Genomic DNA, 16,546 nt, shown 5'->3' on the forward strand with positions numbered 1-16,546 from the left:
CTCCTTCCTTCAAGCCTGTATTAAAACAACGATTGCTGCTCACCAAGCAGATTGCCCAGAAAACTGCGGCGATGCATTGGGGTTGCCCCTAAAGCCATAATTTGCTCCCGATGAACTTTTGTTGCGTATCCTTTATGTATCGACAGACCATATTCCGGATATAACGTATCCCATTCTTCCTTACAGAGTCGATCTCGCGTTACCTTGGCGATGATAGATGCCGCTGCAATCGATTGACTATTGGCATCCCCTTTAATAATGGACAGTTGAGGTACATTCACATCCACCTTCTCGGCATCCACCAGCATATAATCAGGCGTTTCTCCCAACGCTTCAACAGCCCGTTTCATCGCAAGTCTCGCAGCCTGCTTGATGTTTAGCCGATCAATCGTCTCGGCATCGGCGTACCCGATACCTACTGCCAGTGCCTTTTCCATAATAACGTCATATAGTGCATCACGTTTTTTCTCCGTCAATTTCTTGGAGTCATTCACACCTTCCAGAATGAGGTCCTTGGGTAAAATAACCGCCGCCGCGACAACATCCCCAAACAAACATCCCCGACCTACCTCATCAATACCAGCAATCCGTTCAAATCCACTGTCCCAATACTCTCGTTCGTAGAGCAACAGATCCCGCGGTTCACTGGCTTCTTTTTTCTTCTTTGTTCCAATCGGGGGATCCAGTAAATTGAACCCGATCTCTTCATTCTTTTCAACCATAATACTCATCTCCTCTACCCACGCTTCTTCAGCATGCGTATCACTTACAACTTTTTTTATAATATAGACGTAGATCCTCTGTCTTTGTTCTGTACAACCTGTCATCTCAGCAAAACTTTTCCTTGAGGTTTACAATAATAAAGATAGTGATGTCTTCATTTATCGGTATTTGATGGTTTAAATTGAATATATCAGACCTCGTCTAATCTAAATTGCACCACCATTCATCATAGCACGATTTAGATGCACCTGATATATGGGTCAGCCAATTCCAGAAAGCGCACTTTTCTTCAATCCTCTTCCATTTTTATCGTTTTGGACGTAAGTCCAGCTCCAATTTCGCGTTTTATACACAAAAAAAAAGACCGTTCCCGGTAATCCGGTCACGGCCGCTTCTTTCGGCACTTGGATATATGAAATGAACAGATCAAGATAATGTTCTTCATCGTGTAGAGTCCATTTTTTTAATAGGGGGCTTCCATAGAGAACCGTCCCATTTTACCCGCTCGCAATTCACGCAGAAATGCTCGCGATGCCTTTTCCAAGTCAATACGTCCACCGCTTACAACACAACCACGTATACGGCCGACTTGTTCCATAATCGCAATAACACTGTCTGAATCATCTGCATCCTTGGAGAACTCCTGAAGTCCGTATCTCTCTTCCAGAGCGTCCCAGTAATAACGCATCAGGTAACTGATTCCAAAAAAGGCGATATCCTCTGCATTCAGAATTTCCTCTTTGATAGCACCCGTTACGGCAAGACGATAACCTACATTCTGATCTTCGAACTTGGGCCAAAGAATACCCGGAGTATCCAATAACTCCATTTCTTTGCCTACCTTAATCCACTGTTGCCCCTTCGTCACACCAGGACGATCTCCTGTCAACGCAATACTCCGTCCAGCCAGTCGGTTAATCAATGTTGATTTCCCCACATTTGGAATACCCACAATCAATCCGCGAACCGCACGAGGGTTAATTCCTTTGGCCAGTTGACGATCAATTTTTTCTTTCAGAAGAAGCTTCGCCTGTACCGGAATGTCTTTTACATTGGTGCCTGTTGAGGCATCCACGGGAAAGGCGGTAATTCCTTCTTTTTTGAAATATTCAATCCACTCTTGCGTCACTTTGGCATCTGCCAAATCCGCTTTGTTTAACAAAATCATCCGGGGTTTATCCAGCAATATTTCGTCAATCATCGGATTACGGCTGGAGACAGGCAGACGGGCATCCAATAGTTCGATGACCACGTCGATGAGCTTTAACTTATCCTGAATCTGGCGTCTGGCTCGAGTCATATGACCTGGAAACCATTGTATCGTCAACTTGTCTTCACCTCATTGTTTACTTCAATTTCAGTGGTTAATCCACTTAATCTGCCCGATCGGCCAGAAAATAACATCTGCACGACCAATAATATCTTCTAACGAAACGTAACCGATCATACGGCTGTCTGTACTATTTGGACGGTTGTCTCCCATGACAAACACATGACCTGCAGGCACTTTGCCATCAGGGAACTGCTCATTCGGGAAATCCTTCACGTTATATGTTCCACCATTGGCTTCAGCTGCATCAATGGCACCTTGAATATAGGTTTCATCAACCTTTTTGCCGTTAACCATCACCGTATCGTCCTGAACCTCAACCGTATCACCTTCAACAGCAATAACACGTTTGATGAAATCCCGACCTTCGGAAGGTACGTGGAAGACGATAACTTCACCGCGCTTCGGTTCTCGGATATCATATAAGATTTCGTTGACGATTACACGTTCGCCCGTTTCGAAGTTCGGCTGCATGGACGGTCCATCCACAACAAACGGTTTGAAGAGCAACCACCGAATCAGAATGACGAGAACTAATGCAATAACAATGGCTTTGAGCCATTCAACAATTTCATTTTTGGCTTTTTTGGATCGACTGTTTTTCTCTTCGGCAGGATTGCCCTGGTCCTGTTGAACTTCTTGTTCCATTCAAGATCTTCCTCTCTTCACAGTACATGATTATAGCAGTACACACATCCAGCATTTTGTATCGTTCCAATAACTCTAGGGATGGATACAAAACATTCACATCAGTTATGTAATCTTACACCAAGCATTACAATACATTTAATCCACAATTCAAATGTCTTCAGAGGTTGTTCAAAAAGTCGGTACTGAAAACCGGTCTTTTCGAACACGCACTTCGATAACTGATTTTACAAGCCTCCCGGACTATCCCACGCATGTGTTGCCATACCATTTTACTCGGAAGTGTACCTCCGGTTCAACTTTTCCCGGACAAAAACGAAAAGGGCTTGTCTCCAAGCCCTTCCCGGTATCCGTTATATTAACGAATTTCTTTAATTCTCGCTGCTTTACCGCGTAGTTCACGAAGATAATAAAGCTTCGCACGACGCACTTTACCACGGCGAGCCACTTCGATTCTATCGATTTTTGGGGAATGAAGCGGGAAAGCTCTTTCCACACCTACACCGTAAGAAATTTTACGAACTGTAAAAGTCTCACTGATTCCACCACCACGGCGTTTAATCACAACACCTTCGAACAATTGGATACGCTCACGAGTTCCCTCGATTACCTTAACGTGCACTTTCAAAGTGTCACCAGGACGAAAACTCGGAATATCCTTACGAAGTTGTTCTTGTGTAATCGCTTGAACGATATTCATCTATGACTCCCTCCTTCCGTACAGGCGTTCATACTTCTTCCAGAGATCACCTTGTCTCCTTCATTATCCATAGAGGACCGCCGTATTCCACATAACAGACTTATTGTATCACGCAGCATATCAAAACACAAGAGAAATTAAACAAAATGTCTATGGAGCCATCAGCAACACTGGAACTCCCTATCATTCCCCTAAAGCATATTCATGGACAGCAGAACGTTGAACTATTTTAATTTTTACAACTAGCTAGGGGTTCAGATATGCCGTCTCCTCTTTCTCCACGCTCTCATCTGCAAGTCAACCTGATATAGGAAAAAATACTGTAACTTCCCCTATTGAAATATCGTCTATGATATAACTTATTGATCACTTTAAAAGGAGAACCCAAAGACTCATGAAATATTGGAAAAAGATCACACTTGCCCTACTCGCCATGCTCATATGCTCCATTACACTGTATGCCTATGCCGTAACCCATCCTACAAATGCCATGTCACACAAAGCCTGTACCTCCTGGGACATCGTTAAACGCAAAGCGTTCCAGCTGTCACACACTGACTACACCCGTCAAAATGCACTGGATCGTTCCACCTTCAAGATAGAAACAGGTACGGCTGCAGAAGTTCCTGTACTCATGTATCATTACATAGAGCCCGAACTGAACGATCACCAGATAGATAACAAATCCATCATTAGTCTGGAAGATTTCAAGCAAAACATGAAATACCTGCACGACGAAGGCTACCACACGATTACATTGGATCAGCTTGAACAGTATGTAAACGGGAAGCTCTCCCTGCCAAAGAAGTCCATTGTAATTACCTTTGATGATGGATATCAGAACAATTATACGTTAGCTTATCCTGTGCTTCAAAAATATAATTTTCATGCCTCACTGTTTGTCATTGGTAGTAAAATTCAAGATCAGCCTTCAGAATCTGCTCCCGCAATTGACAGTTTCATCTCCAAGCCAGAAATGCAGGCGGCAACTGACGTATTTGAATTTAACAGCCATACCTATAACCTGCATCACAAGGGATTTATGCGCTGTGGAAACAGTGTACCTGTCGGTCTTGACACCAGTCTTCTGGATGATGATATTCAGCAAATGAAGCAAACCGGAATAGACACACCTTATCTGGCCTATCCTTTTGGGTATACCAGTACACAGATGATTTACAAGTTACAGCAGCACGGATATCGCATGGCCTTTACTGTAAAGTCTGGATTTGTGCATCCAGGAGATGATCTCATGAAGCTACCTCGCTTGACGGTCACGACAGGTACTGATTTGGCAACCTTGCTTCAACCCGAATCCAGTCCGCAGAATGAATTACCCCCATCGGAGAATGACCGATAAAACCTAGAGTTTAACTTCACCGCCCGGGTACAGAGTCGAGCTATACAGCCTTTTGAGCTGTGGCTTGGCTCTTTTTGCATCGGTTAGTGATAATGTCATCGGAGAGCTGGCGTAAACCAACGCTTCTTGTGCGTCATAGATGATGATCTGTTCCAGTCCACTCTGAACCAGATCTGCATGTACCGCATATCCCTCTTTCGGAAATTCGGTAACCGTTTTCATGTTTCCATCGACCAAAGAAGGCAAGACATCACCACCTCGACGATAAGCCAAAATATAATCGAGTCCACCCTCATCCCAGTTACTTACAGGCTCTATAATAGTTAACCAGCCACGAGTTGTGCGATTTTCTTTCCATATTTCTTGCCCATCATTGTTCAGCATGAACATTCCATCCTTACCACGCTCATCGCCCCGGACGATCCGGTCCAGACCTGCAATCTGTAAACCTTCCATTTCAGCAATAAAATGGCCCAGCGCAATATGCTGTGATTCAATCGAATCTTCATAACGCCATTTCTCATTGCCATAACGGTCCATCATAACCGTGACACTGCCACCGATAACAACCTCAACTCCCCCATCACCATCAACGTCTCCAAACCATATACAGTCGGCATGATCATCCAAGTTCTCACAAGACCATAATACCGTCCCATCATGGTCCAGCATGTCATATCCGGCCATCACTTCATCCTTTCCATCTCCATCAATATCAAACACCCACGGAAAATGTCCCGGATTCCCCTCATGCTTCCATAACAAATTAAAATCATGGTCAAGTGCCCATAACGTCTTATAGCGGTCTTTCAGTATAATGTCCATTTTGGATTGGTTACCAGTCAGGTTGGCAAGAATAATACAGTCATGCGCTTCATCACCTGGCAGATCACGTGTTTCTTTGATCTCTCCGGTCCGGCCATCTAACACGAGAAATTGTTTGTTCATAACACATAGTACTTCATTATGCCCATCACCATCCCAATCTGCGATCTGTGCAGGGTAGTCTGAGCCCGGCCCACCTGCATGGGGATCAGCAGTTCCTACCTGCCATATTAAAGTCCCTTCCAGATCAAATGCAGTCAAACAGCATACCTGATGCGGAACATATCGATCATCTATGTCCCCATCTGCCTGTACCAACAACATCTCGAGTCTGCCATCTCCATTCAGATCTCCCAAGAGCATTTTGCAGCGTTCTCCGGCTTGGCTAATATCTATTTTGGCAATTTCATAGGGTTGATGATTCATAACCTTCCTCCTCAGTTGTGATTCAGCTCCAACTGAGTTCACCATATAGAAAATTCCTTTCTTTTATAACCCTGTCTAGTGCTTATGCAAAAAAGTTCAAAGTTGCAAAACTGTACATGTCAACATGAACGATTTTTTAACGAATGATTTAAACCCATTCCAAGAACTCAAGACGATGGCCAAAAGGGTCATTGATATAAAGACGCCTTACCCCCTCCTCTTCCCTTGCTTCGTCATCGACAATATAAATATGATTATCAATCAAATGATTACGCAGCTGATCCAAATGCTTTACATGAAATGCTGGATGAGCTTTTGTTGCTGGAACGAAATCTTTTTGTATTCCAATATGTACTTGATGTCTGCCACACTCGAACCATACACCACCCCGTTTTCTTAGAATTTCAGGTTTAGGAATCTCTGTCCATCCCAATACTTCATTGAAAAAATGACGTGCTTCCGATTCACAACCTTCCGGTGCTGCGAGCTGAATATGATCTAGACCAATAATTCTATACGTCATTCATACACCACCTTTAGTTTCACTTAATGAAACCTAGTTTCAATAAGTGTACTTCCATTTTATAGAATAAACCAATCAAAATCCAGCTTCTTTTCTATATACAAAAAAAGCCAACCTTTGGTATCAAGGTCGACCTTTTGGAATGGCGAAAATTATATTAACGTGCATATAGATTATGATACGTCTATTTACTCTGTATTATTATTACGGTTTGAGCGTATCTTTTTCAACCAAATTCGCTCTTTGTCCGTCAAATCAGCCGTTTCCAACATTTCCGGTCTGCGCTCTAATGTACGAAGCAACGACTGTTCCCTGCGCCACGCCTCAATATTCAGATGATGCCCAGACAATAGCATATCCGGTACTTTCATGCCCCTGAACTCGGGTGGACGTGTGTAGTGCGGATATTCCAGGAGTCCAGTACTGAATGAATCCGTTACGGCGCTTGTCTCATTTCCAAGCACACCTGGGATCAGACGTACGATGCTGTCAATCGCAACCATGGCAGGTAGCTCCCCACCCGTGAGTACGTAATCCCCAATGGATAGTTCATCCGTCACGAGAAATTCGCGAATTCGCTCATCGTAACCTTCATAGTGTCCGCATATAAAAATCAGATGATCTTCCTGAACAAGTTCTTCTGCTTTTTTTTGTGTAAACGTCTCACCTTGCGGACACATTAGAATGATACGTGGAGGTTTCATCGTTGCCGCAGCTTCTCCGCGTTGCTCCAGAACATCTTCCACAGCAGCAAAGATGGGATCTGGTTTTAGCACCATACCCCCACCCCCGCCATAAGGAGCATCATCTACTGTATTGTGTTTATTGGTCGCATAATTACGGAAGTTGGTTGCACCGAGGGATACCAGTCCCTTCGTTTGAGCTTTGCCCAGAATGCTTGCACCGAACACACCGTCAAACATCTCAGGGAATAGCGTTAATACATCCACTTTCATGTTACAGCAGCCCTTCCATCAGGTGAATCTTCACTTGCTTCTGTTCGATGTCCACATCAAGCACGACATCATCAATAACAGGAATCAGCACTTCTTTGCCAGCCGGCGTTTTGACAACCCATACATCATTCGCACCAGGAGTCAGGATTTCAGAGATGGTTCCGAGCGCTTCACCCTCTTCGGTGATGACAGAACAGCCAACGATTTGATGGAAGTAATATTCGCCTTCCTCCAACTCAGCCAGGTTCTCTTTTAATACTTTGGCCATACCGCCTTTAAACTTCTCTACTTCATTAATATTGCCATATTCTTTCAGACGAAGAATATACATATTTTTATGCAAACGTGCAGATTCCACATTAACCATCACTGGATGGTTATCTGGTGTAAAGAAAAACAACTCCGCATTTTTCGCGAAACGTACTTCCGGGAAATCGGTTAAAGGCATGATTTTCACCTCACCGCGAATTCCATGCGTATTAACGATTTTACCTACATTCATAAACTCTGCCATATTTCCTCCTACAATCCATTCATATGGTACTCATATTTGATGATCTTCCTGCGACCGTTCCGGTGACGGATCGTTCCTCGGATCGCTGTTATCCCCTGATTTTTTTAATTATTTTTAAATGTTAAAATCCGGTGATAGCGTATGCTTCCGATGTAGCTTTCTTTCAGAAAGCTTTAAGGCGAGCGCTGACGCTTCTTCAGAATCGATTCCGTCCCCTTCACTACTTCCGCAAATAATCATACTTGACGAACTACTTCAATCATATTATTTAAGTTTCAGCATGCACGAAAAGGGGCTAGGACATGCATCCTAACCCCCTTTCGTATATCTTTAAGATATGATATCAACGGTAACCCGTTTATCCATCTTAACTGCTGCTGATGTGACGACCGTACGAAGTGATTTTGCGATTCGTCCCTGTTTACCAATTACCTTCCCGACATCGTCAGGATGAACGGTTAACTCATAAACGACAAGCCGGTCTTTCTCAACCGTCCGAACCGCCACATCTTCCGGATGATCGACTAAAGCCTTAGCAATTATGCTTACTAATTCTTCCATAGATGACCCTCCGAATCAGCACTTTATTTAGATAATTTAGACTCGTGGAACTTCTTCATCACGCCCGCTTTGCTAAGCAAGTTGCGGACAGTGTCAGATGCTTGTGCACCGTTTTGAAGCCATGCCAATGCTTTATCTTCATCGATCTTAACAACAGCCGGTTGTTCAACCGGGTTGTAGTAACCGATCTCCTCGATAAAACGACCGTCACGTGGGGAACGGGAATCCGATACCACTACGCGGTAGAAAGGAGCTTTGTGAGCACCCATACGTTTCAGACGAATACGAACTGCCATTTGAAAATTCACCTCCTTCAATGAAATCTGTATATGATCCAGCTTCGCTTAAATCAACGGAAAGGAAACTTCATTCCTTTGCCCATACCTTTAAGCTGCTTCATCGCTTTATTTTTACCGCCTTTAGGTCCCATCATATCCGAGAACTGTTTCATCATGCGGCGCATCTCATCAAACTGCTTGATCAGACGATTTACTTCAGCCAGAGATGTTCCGCTTCCGGTAGCAATACGCTTCCGACGGCTATGGTTGATCAAGTCCGGGTTGCGTTTCTCTTCGGTCGTCATTGAGTATACGATCGCTTCGATCCGGCCCATCTGTTTATCATCAACCTTCAGGTCCTTGGCTTGTTTCATCTTGCCCATGCCGGGAATCATATCCATGATCTGATCGATTGGTCCCAGCTTTTTCACTTGATCCATCTGCTCCAGGAAATCTTCAAACGTGAATTCTGCATTACGCATCTTCCGTTCCATTTCCTTGGCCTTATCGGTATCAATGTTTAATTGTGCTTTCTCTATCAGAGATAACATATCCCCCATACCGAGAATCCGCGAAGCCATACGTTCCGGGTGGAACGGCTCCAAAGCGTCAAGTTTCTCTCCAAGGGAAGCAAACTTGATTGGGCACCCCGTAACGGCTTTGACAGAAAGTGCAGCACCACCACGAGTATCGCCATCCAGCTTCGTCAGGACAACCCCGGTCAGATTAAGCTGCTGGTTAAAGTGTTCTGCTACGTTAACCGCATCCTGACCTGTCATGCTGTCCACCACAAGCAGTACTTCATCCGGATTCACTACGCTGTGAATCTGGCGAAGTTCTTCCATCAGCTCTTCATCAACATGCAGACGTCCTGCTGTATCGATAATAACATAGTCATTACCGTTATCTTTGGCATGTTGAAGACCTTGACGTGCGATCTCCACAGGGCTTGTCTGATCACCCAGTGTGAATACCGGCGCTTTGATCTGCTCGCCAAGTACTTGCAACTGTTTGATCGCTGCCGGACGATAAATATCTCCTGCAACAAGCAATGGTCTGCTGTTTTGCTTTTGCAGCATTTTAGCCAGTTTACCCGAGGTGGTTGTTTTACCAGCACCCTGCAAACCAACCATCATCAGCACCGTAGGCGGTTTGTTCGCTTTAGCCAGTTTGGCCTGGCTTCCACCCATCAAATCCGTCAGTTCCTTGTTAACGATGTCGATGATGACCATTCCTGGCGTGAAGCTCTCCATCACTTCTTTGCCAACAGCCTTCTCTTTCACCTTGGCGATGAATTCCTTGACCACTTTGAAGTTTACATCCGCTTCGAGCAATGCCAGACGTACCTCGCGCATAGCCTCGGCTACATCTTCATCAGACACCTTGCCTTTGCCGCGCAGCTTGCTGAACACATTCTGTAATCGGGTCGTTAATCCTTCAAATGCCATGATCCCACCTCCTTAAGCTTTATTACTGTTTTTAAGACCGATACGTTCCACTGAGCCGTTATAATCTTCTCATTCGCTGAGCTGAGCAACGATATCGTGTATTTGTTTGTTGTCATCAATGGAGACGCCTGCGCGTTCCAATGCATTTTGCAAATCTTCAAGATTGCGATTACGCCGTTCATGCTTTTCCAACAAGCCCAGCTTGCTTTCGTAATTCTCCAGCACTTGTTCGGCACGCTTGATATGCTCGTATACCGCCTGGCGGCTGATCTCAAACTCGGCTGCTATTTCACCAAGTGAAAAATCGTCATGAAAGTAATACTTTAGAAAAGTCTGCTGTTTCTCGGTAAGTAACAATTCATAAAAAGCAAACAGCAAGTTAATCCGGTTTGTCTTCTCAAGCCGGTTTTCTTGACTCACATCGGGGCACTCCCTTCGTCAAGGAAAAACACTTTACACTCTTGCAACGTTCCTAATAATACCTAAAACAAATCAGGTTGTCAAGCAAAAATACTTGTCACAATAAAAACAGCTTTGATGATATGTTATTTCGATGTTTAACAGGTGATATATACCTTATTTCACAACAAGCACATACTATTTTTACTTGTACGAGATCACCTCTATGTAAAAGAAAAACGAACGCGTCTCAGTCCGTGGAGATGCATCCGTTTATGGCGTTCTAGCGAAGTGGTGTCAGGTACAACAGTACCATAAAGAAATGAAGAATGCTGCCTGCCAGTACAAAGAGATGCCATATCGCATGATGGTAAGGGAATCCACGCCACACATAAAAGAGTGTACCCAGTGTATACATCAGGCCTCCAGCAACCAGCAACACAATTCCGCCTGTAGGTATGGCAGCCATCAGCGGTTGCCAGGCAATTACGATGAGCCAGCCCATCGCAACATAGAAAATCGTGGACATGAACAGAAACCTTTTCGTGAAAAACGCCTTAAAGATCACGCCGAATAATGCGATTCCCCAGATTATGCCGAACAGGGTCCATCCAAGTGTACCGCGAACAGCAATAAACAACAGCGGAGTGTATGATCCCGCAATAAACAAATAAATGGAAGAATGGTCGAAAATCTCAAATAAATCTTTCACTTTTCCATCTTTCCATGCATGTACGAGAGTAGAACTTGTATAGAGCAGCAACATGGTGATCCCATAGATCGTGAAACTGACCACATGCCAAGCCGTTCCTTTTATACTAGAAAATACAATCAATATCACCAGTGCAGCCACACTGAGTGCAGCGCCGATTCCATGTGTCACCGCATTGGCGACTTCTTCACGGCGAGAATAGGTATGAGTATTGGCCATTTCAACCGTCCTTTCCAGCCCTTTAGCATTGCCTGCTTTATTCCCATTATACACGTATTGCCAGTGACATTACACGTGACACTTATCACGTCTATCACTGGCAATTACGCTTAACGCTATGAATTTATCTTAATTAACATGGTTCTACGAGTTCGTTTCCTCTTCTTCAGCACTTTCAGCTGGTTGCTCTTGGATCAATCCGGCGAACAAGGCATGAACGAACTGCTCTGAATCAAATTGTTGCAGATCATCGATCTTTTCACCCAGTCCCACAAGCTTCACTGGCAAATCCAGCTCCTGACGAATTGCTACAACGATCCCGCCTTTGGCTGTTCCATCCAGTTTCGTTAGTACGAGGCCGGTTACGCCGCTTTTCTCACCGAAAAGTTTAGCCTGATTTAAGGCATTTTGACCTGTGGTCGCATCCAAAACCATCAGCACTTCATGCGGAGCATCCGGAATTTCACGTTGGATGACACGATAGATTTTGTTAAGCTCGTCCATCAGGTTAGATTTGTTCTGCAGACGACCTGCTGTATCACAGAGGAGAACATCGGCACCCCGTTGTTTTGCTGCCTGCACCGCATCATACATAACCGCTGCCGGGTCAGAACCGGATTGCTGTTTGATCACATCGACACCGGCACGTTGTCCCCATACTTCCAGCTGTTCGATGGCTCCGGCACGGAACGTATCTCCAGCGGCCATGATCACTTTTTTACCTTGCTGTTTAAATCGGTGCGCCAGCTTGCCAATTGTCGTTGTTTTACCAACACCGTTAACACCAACAAACAAAATGACAGTAATGCCGTCCGGGTTCATTTTCAGCTCGTTGTTCTGTTCACCACGAAGAAGATCCGTCAGTTTCTCAGACAATACAGGCTGCAGCTCAGCCGCATCCTCAATTTTGCGTTTTTTCACCTCAGCGCGCAGGTCTTCGATCAGATTCATGACCGTATTCACGCCAACGTCTGCTCCAATCAAAATCTCTTCCAGTTCTTCATAGAACTCTTCATCGATTTTTTTGCGGCGGATCACGAGATCCGAGACTTTCTCCACTAGCCCTTTACGTGTCTTTTCCAATCCATCCTTGAACTGTTTGGTAACTGACTCTGTTTTGTTTGCAATGCTGTCTCTCAGCTTTTTAAAAAAACTCATAAAGCCCCTCCATCGTGTACATAATCTAGCGCTATGCAATAATGCTCAATCTAAATGAATTTTGATAATGATAATGAGTTCATGGGTCCCACAGCCTTGGATCGATCAGGCAATAACTGCTTCCTCATCTTCCAGTTTAACCGAAACGAGCTTGGATACTCCGCCCTCTTCCATCGTAACTCCATACAGCACATCAGCCTCTTCCATCGTACCCTTACGATGGGTAACAACGATGAACTGTGTCTGTTCGGAGAATTCACGCAAGTACTGGGCAAAACGTACCACGTTAGCTTCATCCAGCGCTGCCTCTACTTCATCCAGCACACAGAATGGTACAGGTTTGACGTGCAGAATGGCGAATAACAAAGCCATTGCCGTCAAAGCCCGCTCCCCACCGGATAACAGTTGCAGGTTTTGCAGTTTCTTGCCTGGTGGCTGAGCCACAATATCTATTCCCGTTTCAAGCAAGCGCTCCGGGTCCATCAGAACAAGGTCAGCTCGTCCCCCGCCAAACAGCTTGGTAAAGACGGTACCGAACTCACGGCGGATTGCATCGAACGTGATCTTGAATCGCTTCGCCATCTCGTCTTCCATTTCCCGAATAACCTGATACAACGTTGTTTTGGCTTCCACCAGGTCATTCTTCTGTTCACTCAGGAACTCGTATCGCTCATTGACGCGCTGGAACTCTTCAATCGCTCCCAGGTTAACATCACCCAGGGCGGATATACTGCGCTTCAGCTTCTGTACCTCTGCCTGTGTATGCTCTACATCTTCCGGCACCGGATAACGCTCTTTGGCCAGTTCATAACCCAGTTCGTATTCGTCCGTCAGCTTTCGAAGTATATTTTCCAGCTCAACATCCAACCGGTTCACGGAAATTTCGGTCTGTCGCATCTGCTCTTCCACAGCTTTCAACTGCGTGCGCTGTTCCTTCGTTTCGCTCTCCGCAAGCTCAAGCTTTTTCGACAACTCACTTCGGGCAGCACGTTTGAAGTCCAGTTCTTGGGAAGCTTCCGCTTTTTTCAGCTTGTACTGGTTCAGATCTTCAATCTGCTTAACACTCTCGGTCTGTGTTTTCTTGAGATCTGCTTCCATCGAAGCTAACAAGGTGCGATTCTGACGAAGATCTTTGACCAGCGACTCCACTTCCCGCTCCAGACGTCGCAATTGTTCCCCATTGGAGAATCGCTCCTGATCGAGCTTGCCTTCCCGTACTTTCAACTCGGTGAGTTGGCTCTGCAATTCTTCCTTCGCGGATTCATTGGCTTTCCGAGCAAACTCGGCTGCATGAATGGCACGATGAGTCGCTTTTTCTTCTTCTTCAAGCTGCTCCAGCTTCTTCACAGCGACGATGCGAGCCGTATCCAGCTCTTTGATCTCTTCGGTGAATCCGCTCTTCTCCTGCCCGGCAACGGCAACCTGCTCAAGCACGTGGCGAAGCTCATGCTCTACCTGCTTCATTTCCATCGAAGCCTGCTGTTCTGCATTTCGGGTATCGTCACCAGACTGGCGAAGTTCATCCAGTTTGTCCTGACACTGCTCCAGTTGAACTTTTACATCATCCACACTGCGATGCAGTTTCACAATTTGATTTTCGGTATCCAAAATATCCTGATCGAGTTGGTCCAACTGCCGTTTACGACTGAGCAGACTCACATTTTTCTTGTGCTGGCTACCACCTGTCATGGAACCACCCGCATTAACCACATCACCTTCAAGCGTCACGACCCGGAAACGATACTGGCAGCGAGCCGCAATTTTATTGGCCACCTCCAGCGTTTCGGCAATAATAACATTACCCAACAGACTGCCAATGATTGAAGCATACTTGGATTCGAATTGTACAAGATCAGCACCGATCCCCACAAAACCTTCCATACCTTCGATCATGGAACGTTCAGCCGCTCCAATGGCACGAGGACGAATGACATCGAGAGGCAGGAACGTTGCACGTCCCAACTGGCGCTGCTTCAGGAAAGCAATCGCCTGTCTGGAAACTGATTCATTTTCCATGACCACATGCTGCAAGGATGCTCCCATTGCTGTCTCTACCGCAAGTTCGATCTTCTCGGGAACTTTAACGAGTTCAGCCACAGCTCCATGAACACCGCTCAGCGTACCTTTACGTGAAGCCTTGAGGACCTCCTTGACACCCAGCATGAATCCGTCAAAATCATCCTGCATCTCTTTCATTGTATCGCGGCGGGAAACTTGAGCTTCACGCTTTTGTTCCCATTTACGGACCGTGCCTCGACTTTCTTCGAGCAGCTTCTGCAGTGATTGGAGTCGTTCACTTTCCGTAATATAACCACCACGTAGATCACTGATTTCTTTGCCCAAACGAACAACTTTTTTCTCAATGTCCGCTTTGCGACTTTCCAGTGTCTCTTTCTGTTCTTCCCACTTGCCTGATTCCTCAGCCGCGCGATTCATTCTGCGCTCCAGCGTTTCTTTCTGCTGATCCACATAACGAATTTCATTTCGTGTCTGAGCCATCTGATTCATCAGTTCCAGCAAGTTGCCTTTGAGGCTTTCCTCTTGCTGCTGGCTAATACCGCCTGTGACACCGATGAGTTTGGCTTCTTCCTGCGACAACTGATTTCTCACATCATTCAGTTCATGCTCAAGCTTGCCAAACTTCTCACGCAGTGCAATCAGCTCGGTTTCCCGTTCGCGATGTCTCTCTTCACTGGCGGCAAGCGTTACTTTGAGCTGCTCCTGATTTGTTTGCAGATGGTGCGAGCGCTCCTTGAGCAGTTCTCCAAGACCTTCACTTTTCTCCGTCGCTTCACTGAATTGCAATAAAGCGGATTGCAGTTGCTCTGTCTCTGTTTCCAGGATACGCAGCGCATTCCGATCATTTTCCAGCTTGGCATCATGCGTAGAGACAATCGCCGCCAGTCCAACCTCTTCCTGTTTTAGCGATTGCAGCCTTTCGTTGGCCTTACTCCAAGATGCATGAATCTGTTCGATCTGATACACATACATGGAAATTTCCTGTGATTTGAGCTGAGAACGAAGTTCTTTATAATGGATCGCTTTCTCCGATTGTTCCTTCAAGGGTCCAATCTGATCCTCCAGTTCGGTCACCAGATCATGAATACGCAGTAAATTCTGCTCTGTCTCATCCAGTTTGCGCGTAGCATCCCGCTTACGGGATTTATATTTAACGATACCTGATGCCTCTTCAAAGATGCCCCTGCGATCCTCTGAACGGGTACTCAGAATCTCTTCAATTCGTCCCTGTCCAATGATCGAGTAGGCTTCCTTACCGATACCGGTATCCATAAACAACTCCGTAATATCCTTCAAGCGACAAGATTGTTTATTAATAAAATATTCACTATCTCCGCTGCGATGTACACGACGAGTCACCGTCACTTCACCGAAATCCAGTGCAAGTGCATGATCCTCGTTATCGAGTGTTAGCGACACTTCACCAAAATTAACAGCCTTCCGTGCATCACTACCTGCAAAGATGATATCTTCCATCTTGCCACCACGCAGCGATTTGGCACTTTGTTCCCCCAGAACCCAACGGATTCCGTCCGATATATTACTCTTGCCACTTCCGTTCGGACCTACAACAGCCGTAATGCCACGAACGAATTCCATCTCCGTTTTGTCGGCGAATGACTTGAATCCACCCAATTCAATCCGTTTTAAAAACATAGGGTTTCTCGTCACCTCCTCTTGCAAATTTCAAGTATTGCATTCCAGCGCCTAAATAAATTGACCATTGTTATTACACATGACTACTTCG

The 16,546-nt window shown here is 45.4% G+C and carries 16 protein-coding genes; 1 reads left to right on the forward strand and 15 read right to left on the reverse strand.

All coding sequences use genetic code 11. From position 1 onward, the window contains the following. Positions 1–20: 20 nt before the first annotated feature. The 4 genes from ACX9NY_RS12590 to rplS all read right to left on the reverse strand — a co-directional run bounded on the left by ACX9NY_RS12590 (position 21) and on the right by rplS (position 3,401). Entirely contained in the window at positions 21–722 is a 702-nt protein-coding gene (locus ACX9NY_RS12590; protein WP_339260415.1) for a ribonuclease HII, read from the reverse strand. A gap of 464 nt (positions 723–1,186) precedes the next feature. After that, entirely contained in the window at positions 1,187–2,050 is an 864-nt protein-coding gene (gene ylqF, locus ACX9NY_RS12595; RefSeq protein WP_339241545.1) for a ribosome biogenesis GTPase YlqF, read from the reverse strand. A 30-nt stretch (positions 2,051–2,080) separates the two neighbouring features. Beyond that, the gene (gene lepB, locus ACX9NY_RS12600; protein ID WP_339241544.1) at positions 2,081–2,701 is read right to left on the reverse strand and encodes a signal peptidase I; all 621 of its coding nucleotides are present in this window, start codon (positions 2,699–2,701) and stop codon (positions 2,081–2,083) included. A 358-nt stretch (positions 2,702–3,059) separates the two neighbouring features. Further along, positions 3,060–3,401 (reverse strand): 50S ribosomal protein L19, encoded by a 342-nt coding sequence (gene rplS / locus ACX9NY_RS12605; RefSeq protein WP_024630190.1) that lies wholly within the window; start codon positions 3,399–3,401, stop codon positions 3,060–3,062. A 394-nt stretch (positions 3,402–3,795) separates the two neighbouring features. Here rplS and ACX9NY_RS12610 point away from each other — a divergent pair, with 394 nt between their 5' ends. Then, positions 3,796–4,761: a polysaccharide deacetylase family protein gene (locus tag ACX9NY_RS12610; protein ID WP_472478726.1), complete on the forward strand. Its 966-nt coding sequence runs from the start codon at positions 3,796–3,798 to the stop codon at positions 4,759–4,761. A gap of 3 nt (positions 4,762–4,764) precedes the next feature. Here ACX9NY_RS12610 and ACX9NY_RS12615 read toward each other — a convergent pair whose 3' ends face one another. From ACX9NY_RS12615 to smc, 11 genes are all read right to left on the reverse strand, one after another. Beyond that, a complete protein-coding gene (locus ACX9NY_RS12615; protein WP_472478727.1) occupies positions 4,765–6,012 on the reverse strand; it encodes a rhamnogalacturonan lyase family protein in 1,248 nt (415 codons plus the stop codon). Positions 6,013–6,160: 148 nt separating this feature from the next. Continuing rightward, positions 6,161–6,535: a VOC family protein gene (locus tag ACX9NY_RS12620; RefSeq protein ID WP_472478728.1), complete on the reverse strand. Its 375-nt coding sequence runs from the start codon at positions 6,533–6,535 to the stop codon at positions 6,161–6,163. Between the two features lie 188 nt (positions 6,536–6,723). Then, positions 6,724–7,491, reverse strand: a complete 768-nt coding sequence (trmD, locus tag ACX9NY_RS12625; protein WP_472478729.1) for a tRNA (guanosine(37)-N1)-methyltransferase TrmD — start codon at positions 7,489–7,491, stop codon at positions 6,724–6,726. A gap of 1 nt (position 7,492) precedes the next feature. Next, a complete protein-coding gene (rimM, locus tag ACX9NY_RS12630; RefSeq protein ID WP_472478730.1) occupies positions 7,493–8,005 on the reverse strand; it encodes a ribosome maturation factor RimM in 513 nt (170 codons plus the stop codon). Positions 8,006–8,335: 330 nt separating this feature from the next. Then, on the reverse strand, positions 8,336–8,566 hold the full coding sequence (locus ACX9NY_RS12635; protein ID WP_024630185.1) for a KH domain-containing protein: 231 nt from the start codon (positions 8,564–8,566) through the stop codon (positions 8,336–8,338). A 23-nt stretch (positions 8,567–8,589) separates the two neighbouring features. After that, complete coding sequence (gene rpsP / locus ACX9NY_RS12640; RefSeq protein WP_017689219.1) at positions 8,590–8,862, reverse strand: 30S ribosomal protein S16; 273 nt, start codon at positions 8,860–8,862, stop codon at positions 8,590–8,592. A gap of 53 nt (positions 8,863–8,915) precedes the next feature. Beyond that, entirely contained in the window at positions 8,916–10,292 is a 1,377-nt protein-coding gene (ffh, locus tag ACX9NY_RS12645) for a signal recognition particle protein (protein ID WP_253433704.1), read from the reverse strand. 69 nt (positions 10,293–10,361) lie between these two features. After that, complete coding sequence (gene ylxM, locus ACX9NY_RS12650; protein ID WP_339241527.1) at positions 10,362–10,712, reverse strand: YlxM family DNA-binding protein; 351 nt, start codon at positions 10,710–10,712, stop codon at positions 10,362–10,364. A gap of 262 nt (positions 10,713–10,974) precedes the next feature. After that, a complete protein-coding gene (gene trhA, locus ACX9NY_RS12655; protein WP_253433701.1) occupies positions 10,975–11,622 on the reverse strand; it encodes a PAQR family membrane homeostasis protein TrhA in 648 nt (215 codons plus the stop codon). A gap of 144 nt (positions 11,623–11,766) precedes the next feature. Further along, positions 11,767–12,780 carry a signal recognition particle-docking protein FtsY gene (gene ftsY, locus ACX9NY_RS12660; protein ID WP_339260408.1) on the reverse strand — a complete coding sequence of 338 codons (1,014 nt, stop codon included), beginning with the start codon at positions 12,778–12,780 and terminating at the stop codon, positions 11,767–11,769. A gap of 105 nt (positions 12,781–12,885) precedes the next feature. Beyond that, positions 12,886–16,455 carry a chromosome segregation protein SMC gene (gene smc / locus ACX9NY_RS12665; protein ID WP_339260406.1) on the reverse strand — a complete coding sequence of 1,190 codons (3,570 nt, stop codon included), beginning with the start codon at positions 16,453–16,455 and terminating at the stop codon, positions 12,886–12,888. Positions 16,456–16,546: the final 91 nt, after the last annotated feature.

It is taken from the genome of Paenibacillus sp. CB74 (assembly GCF_055687625.1).

Bases quoted from the DNA above. Each gene is read 5' to 3' on its own strand.
- ACX9NY_RS12590 (WP_339260415.1), bottom strand. From the start codon at position 722: ATGGTTGAAAAGAATGAAGAGATCGGGTTCAATTTACTGGATCCCCCG.
- lepB (WP_339241544.1), bottom strand. From the start codon at position 2,701: ATGGAACAAGAAGTTCAACAGGACCAGGGCAATCCTGCCGAAGAGAAA.
- rplS (WP_024630190.1), bottom strand. From the start codon at position 3,401: ATGAATATCGTTCAAGCGATTACACAAGAACAACTTCGTAAGGATATT.
- ACX9NY_RS12610 (WP_472478726.1), top strand. From the start codon at position 3,796: ATGAAATATTGGAAAAAGATCACACTTGCCCTACTCGCCATGCTCATA.
- ACX9NY_RS12615 (WP_472478727.1), bottom strand. From the start codon at position 6,012: ATGAATCATCAACCCTATGAAATTGCCAAAATAGATATTAGCCAAGCC.
- ACX9NY_RS12620 (WP_472478728.1), bottom strand. From the start codon at position 6,535: ATGACGTATAGAATTATTGGTCTAGATCATATTCAGCTCGCAGCACCG.
- trmD (WP_472478729.1), bottom strand. From the start codon at position 7,491: ATGAAAGTGGATGTATTAACGCTATTCCCTGAGATGTTTGACGGTGTG.
- rimM (WP_472478730.1), bottom strand. From the start codon at position 8,005: ATGGCAGAGTTTATGAATGTAGGTAAAATCGTTAATACGCATGGAATT.
- ACX9NY_RS12635 (WP_024630185.1), bottom strand. From the start codon at position 8,566: ATGGAAGAATTAGTAAGCATAATTGCTAAGGCTTTAGTCGATCATCCG.
- rpsP (WP_017689219.1), bottom strand. From the start codon at position 8,862: ATGGCAGTTCGTATTCGTCTGAAACGTATGGGTGCTCACAAAGCTCCT.
- ffh (WP_253433704.1), bottom strand. From the start codon at position 10,292: ATGGCATTTGAAGGATTAACGACCCGATTACAGAATGTGTTCAGCAAG.
- trhA (WP_253433701.1), bottom strand. From the start codon at position 11,622: ATGGCCAATACTCATACCTATTCTCGCCGTGAAGAAGTCGCCAATGCG.
- ftsY (WP_339260408.1), bottom strand. From the start codon at position 12,780: ATGAGTTTTTTTAAAAAGCTGAGAGACAGCATTGCAAACAAAACAGAG.
- smc (WP_339260406.1), bottom strand. From the start codon at position 16,455: ATGTTTTTAAAACGGATTGAATTGGGTGGATTCAAGTCATTCGCCGAC.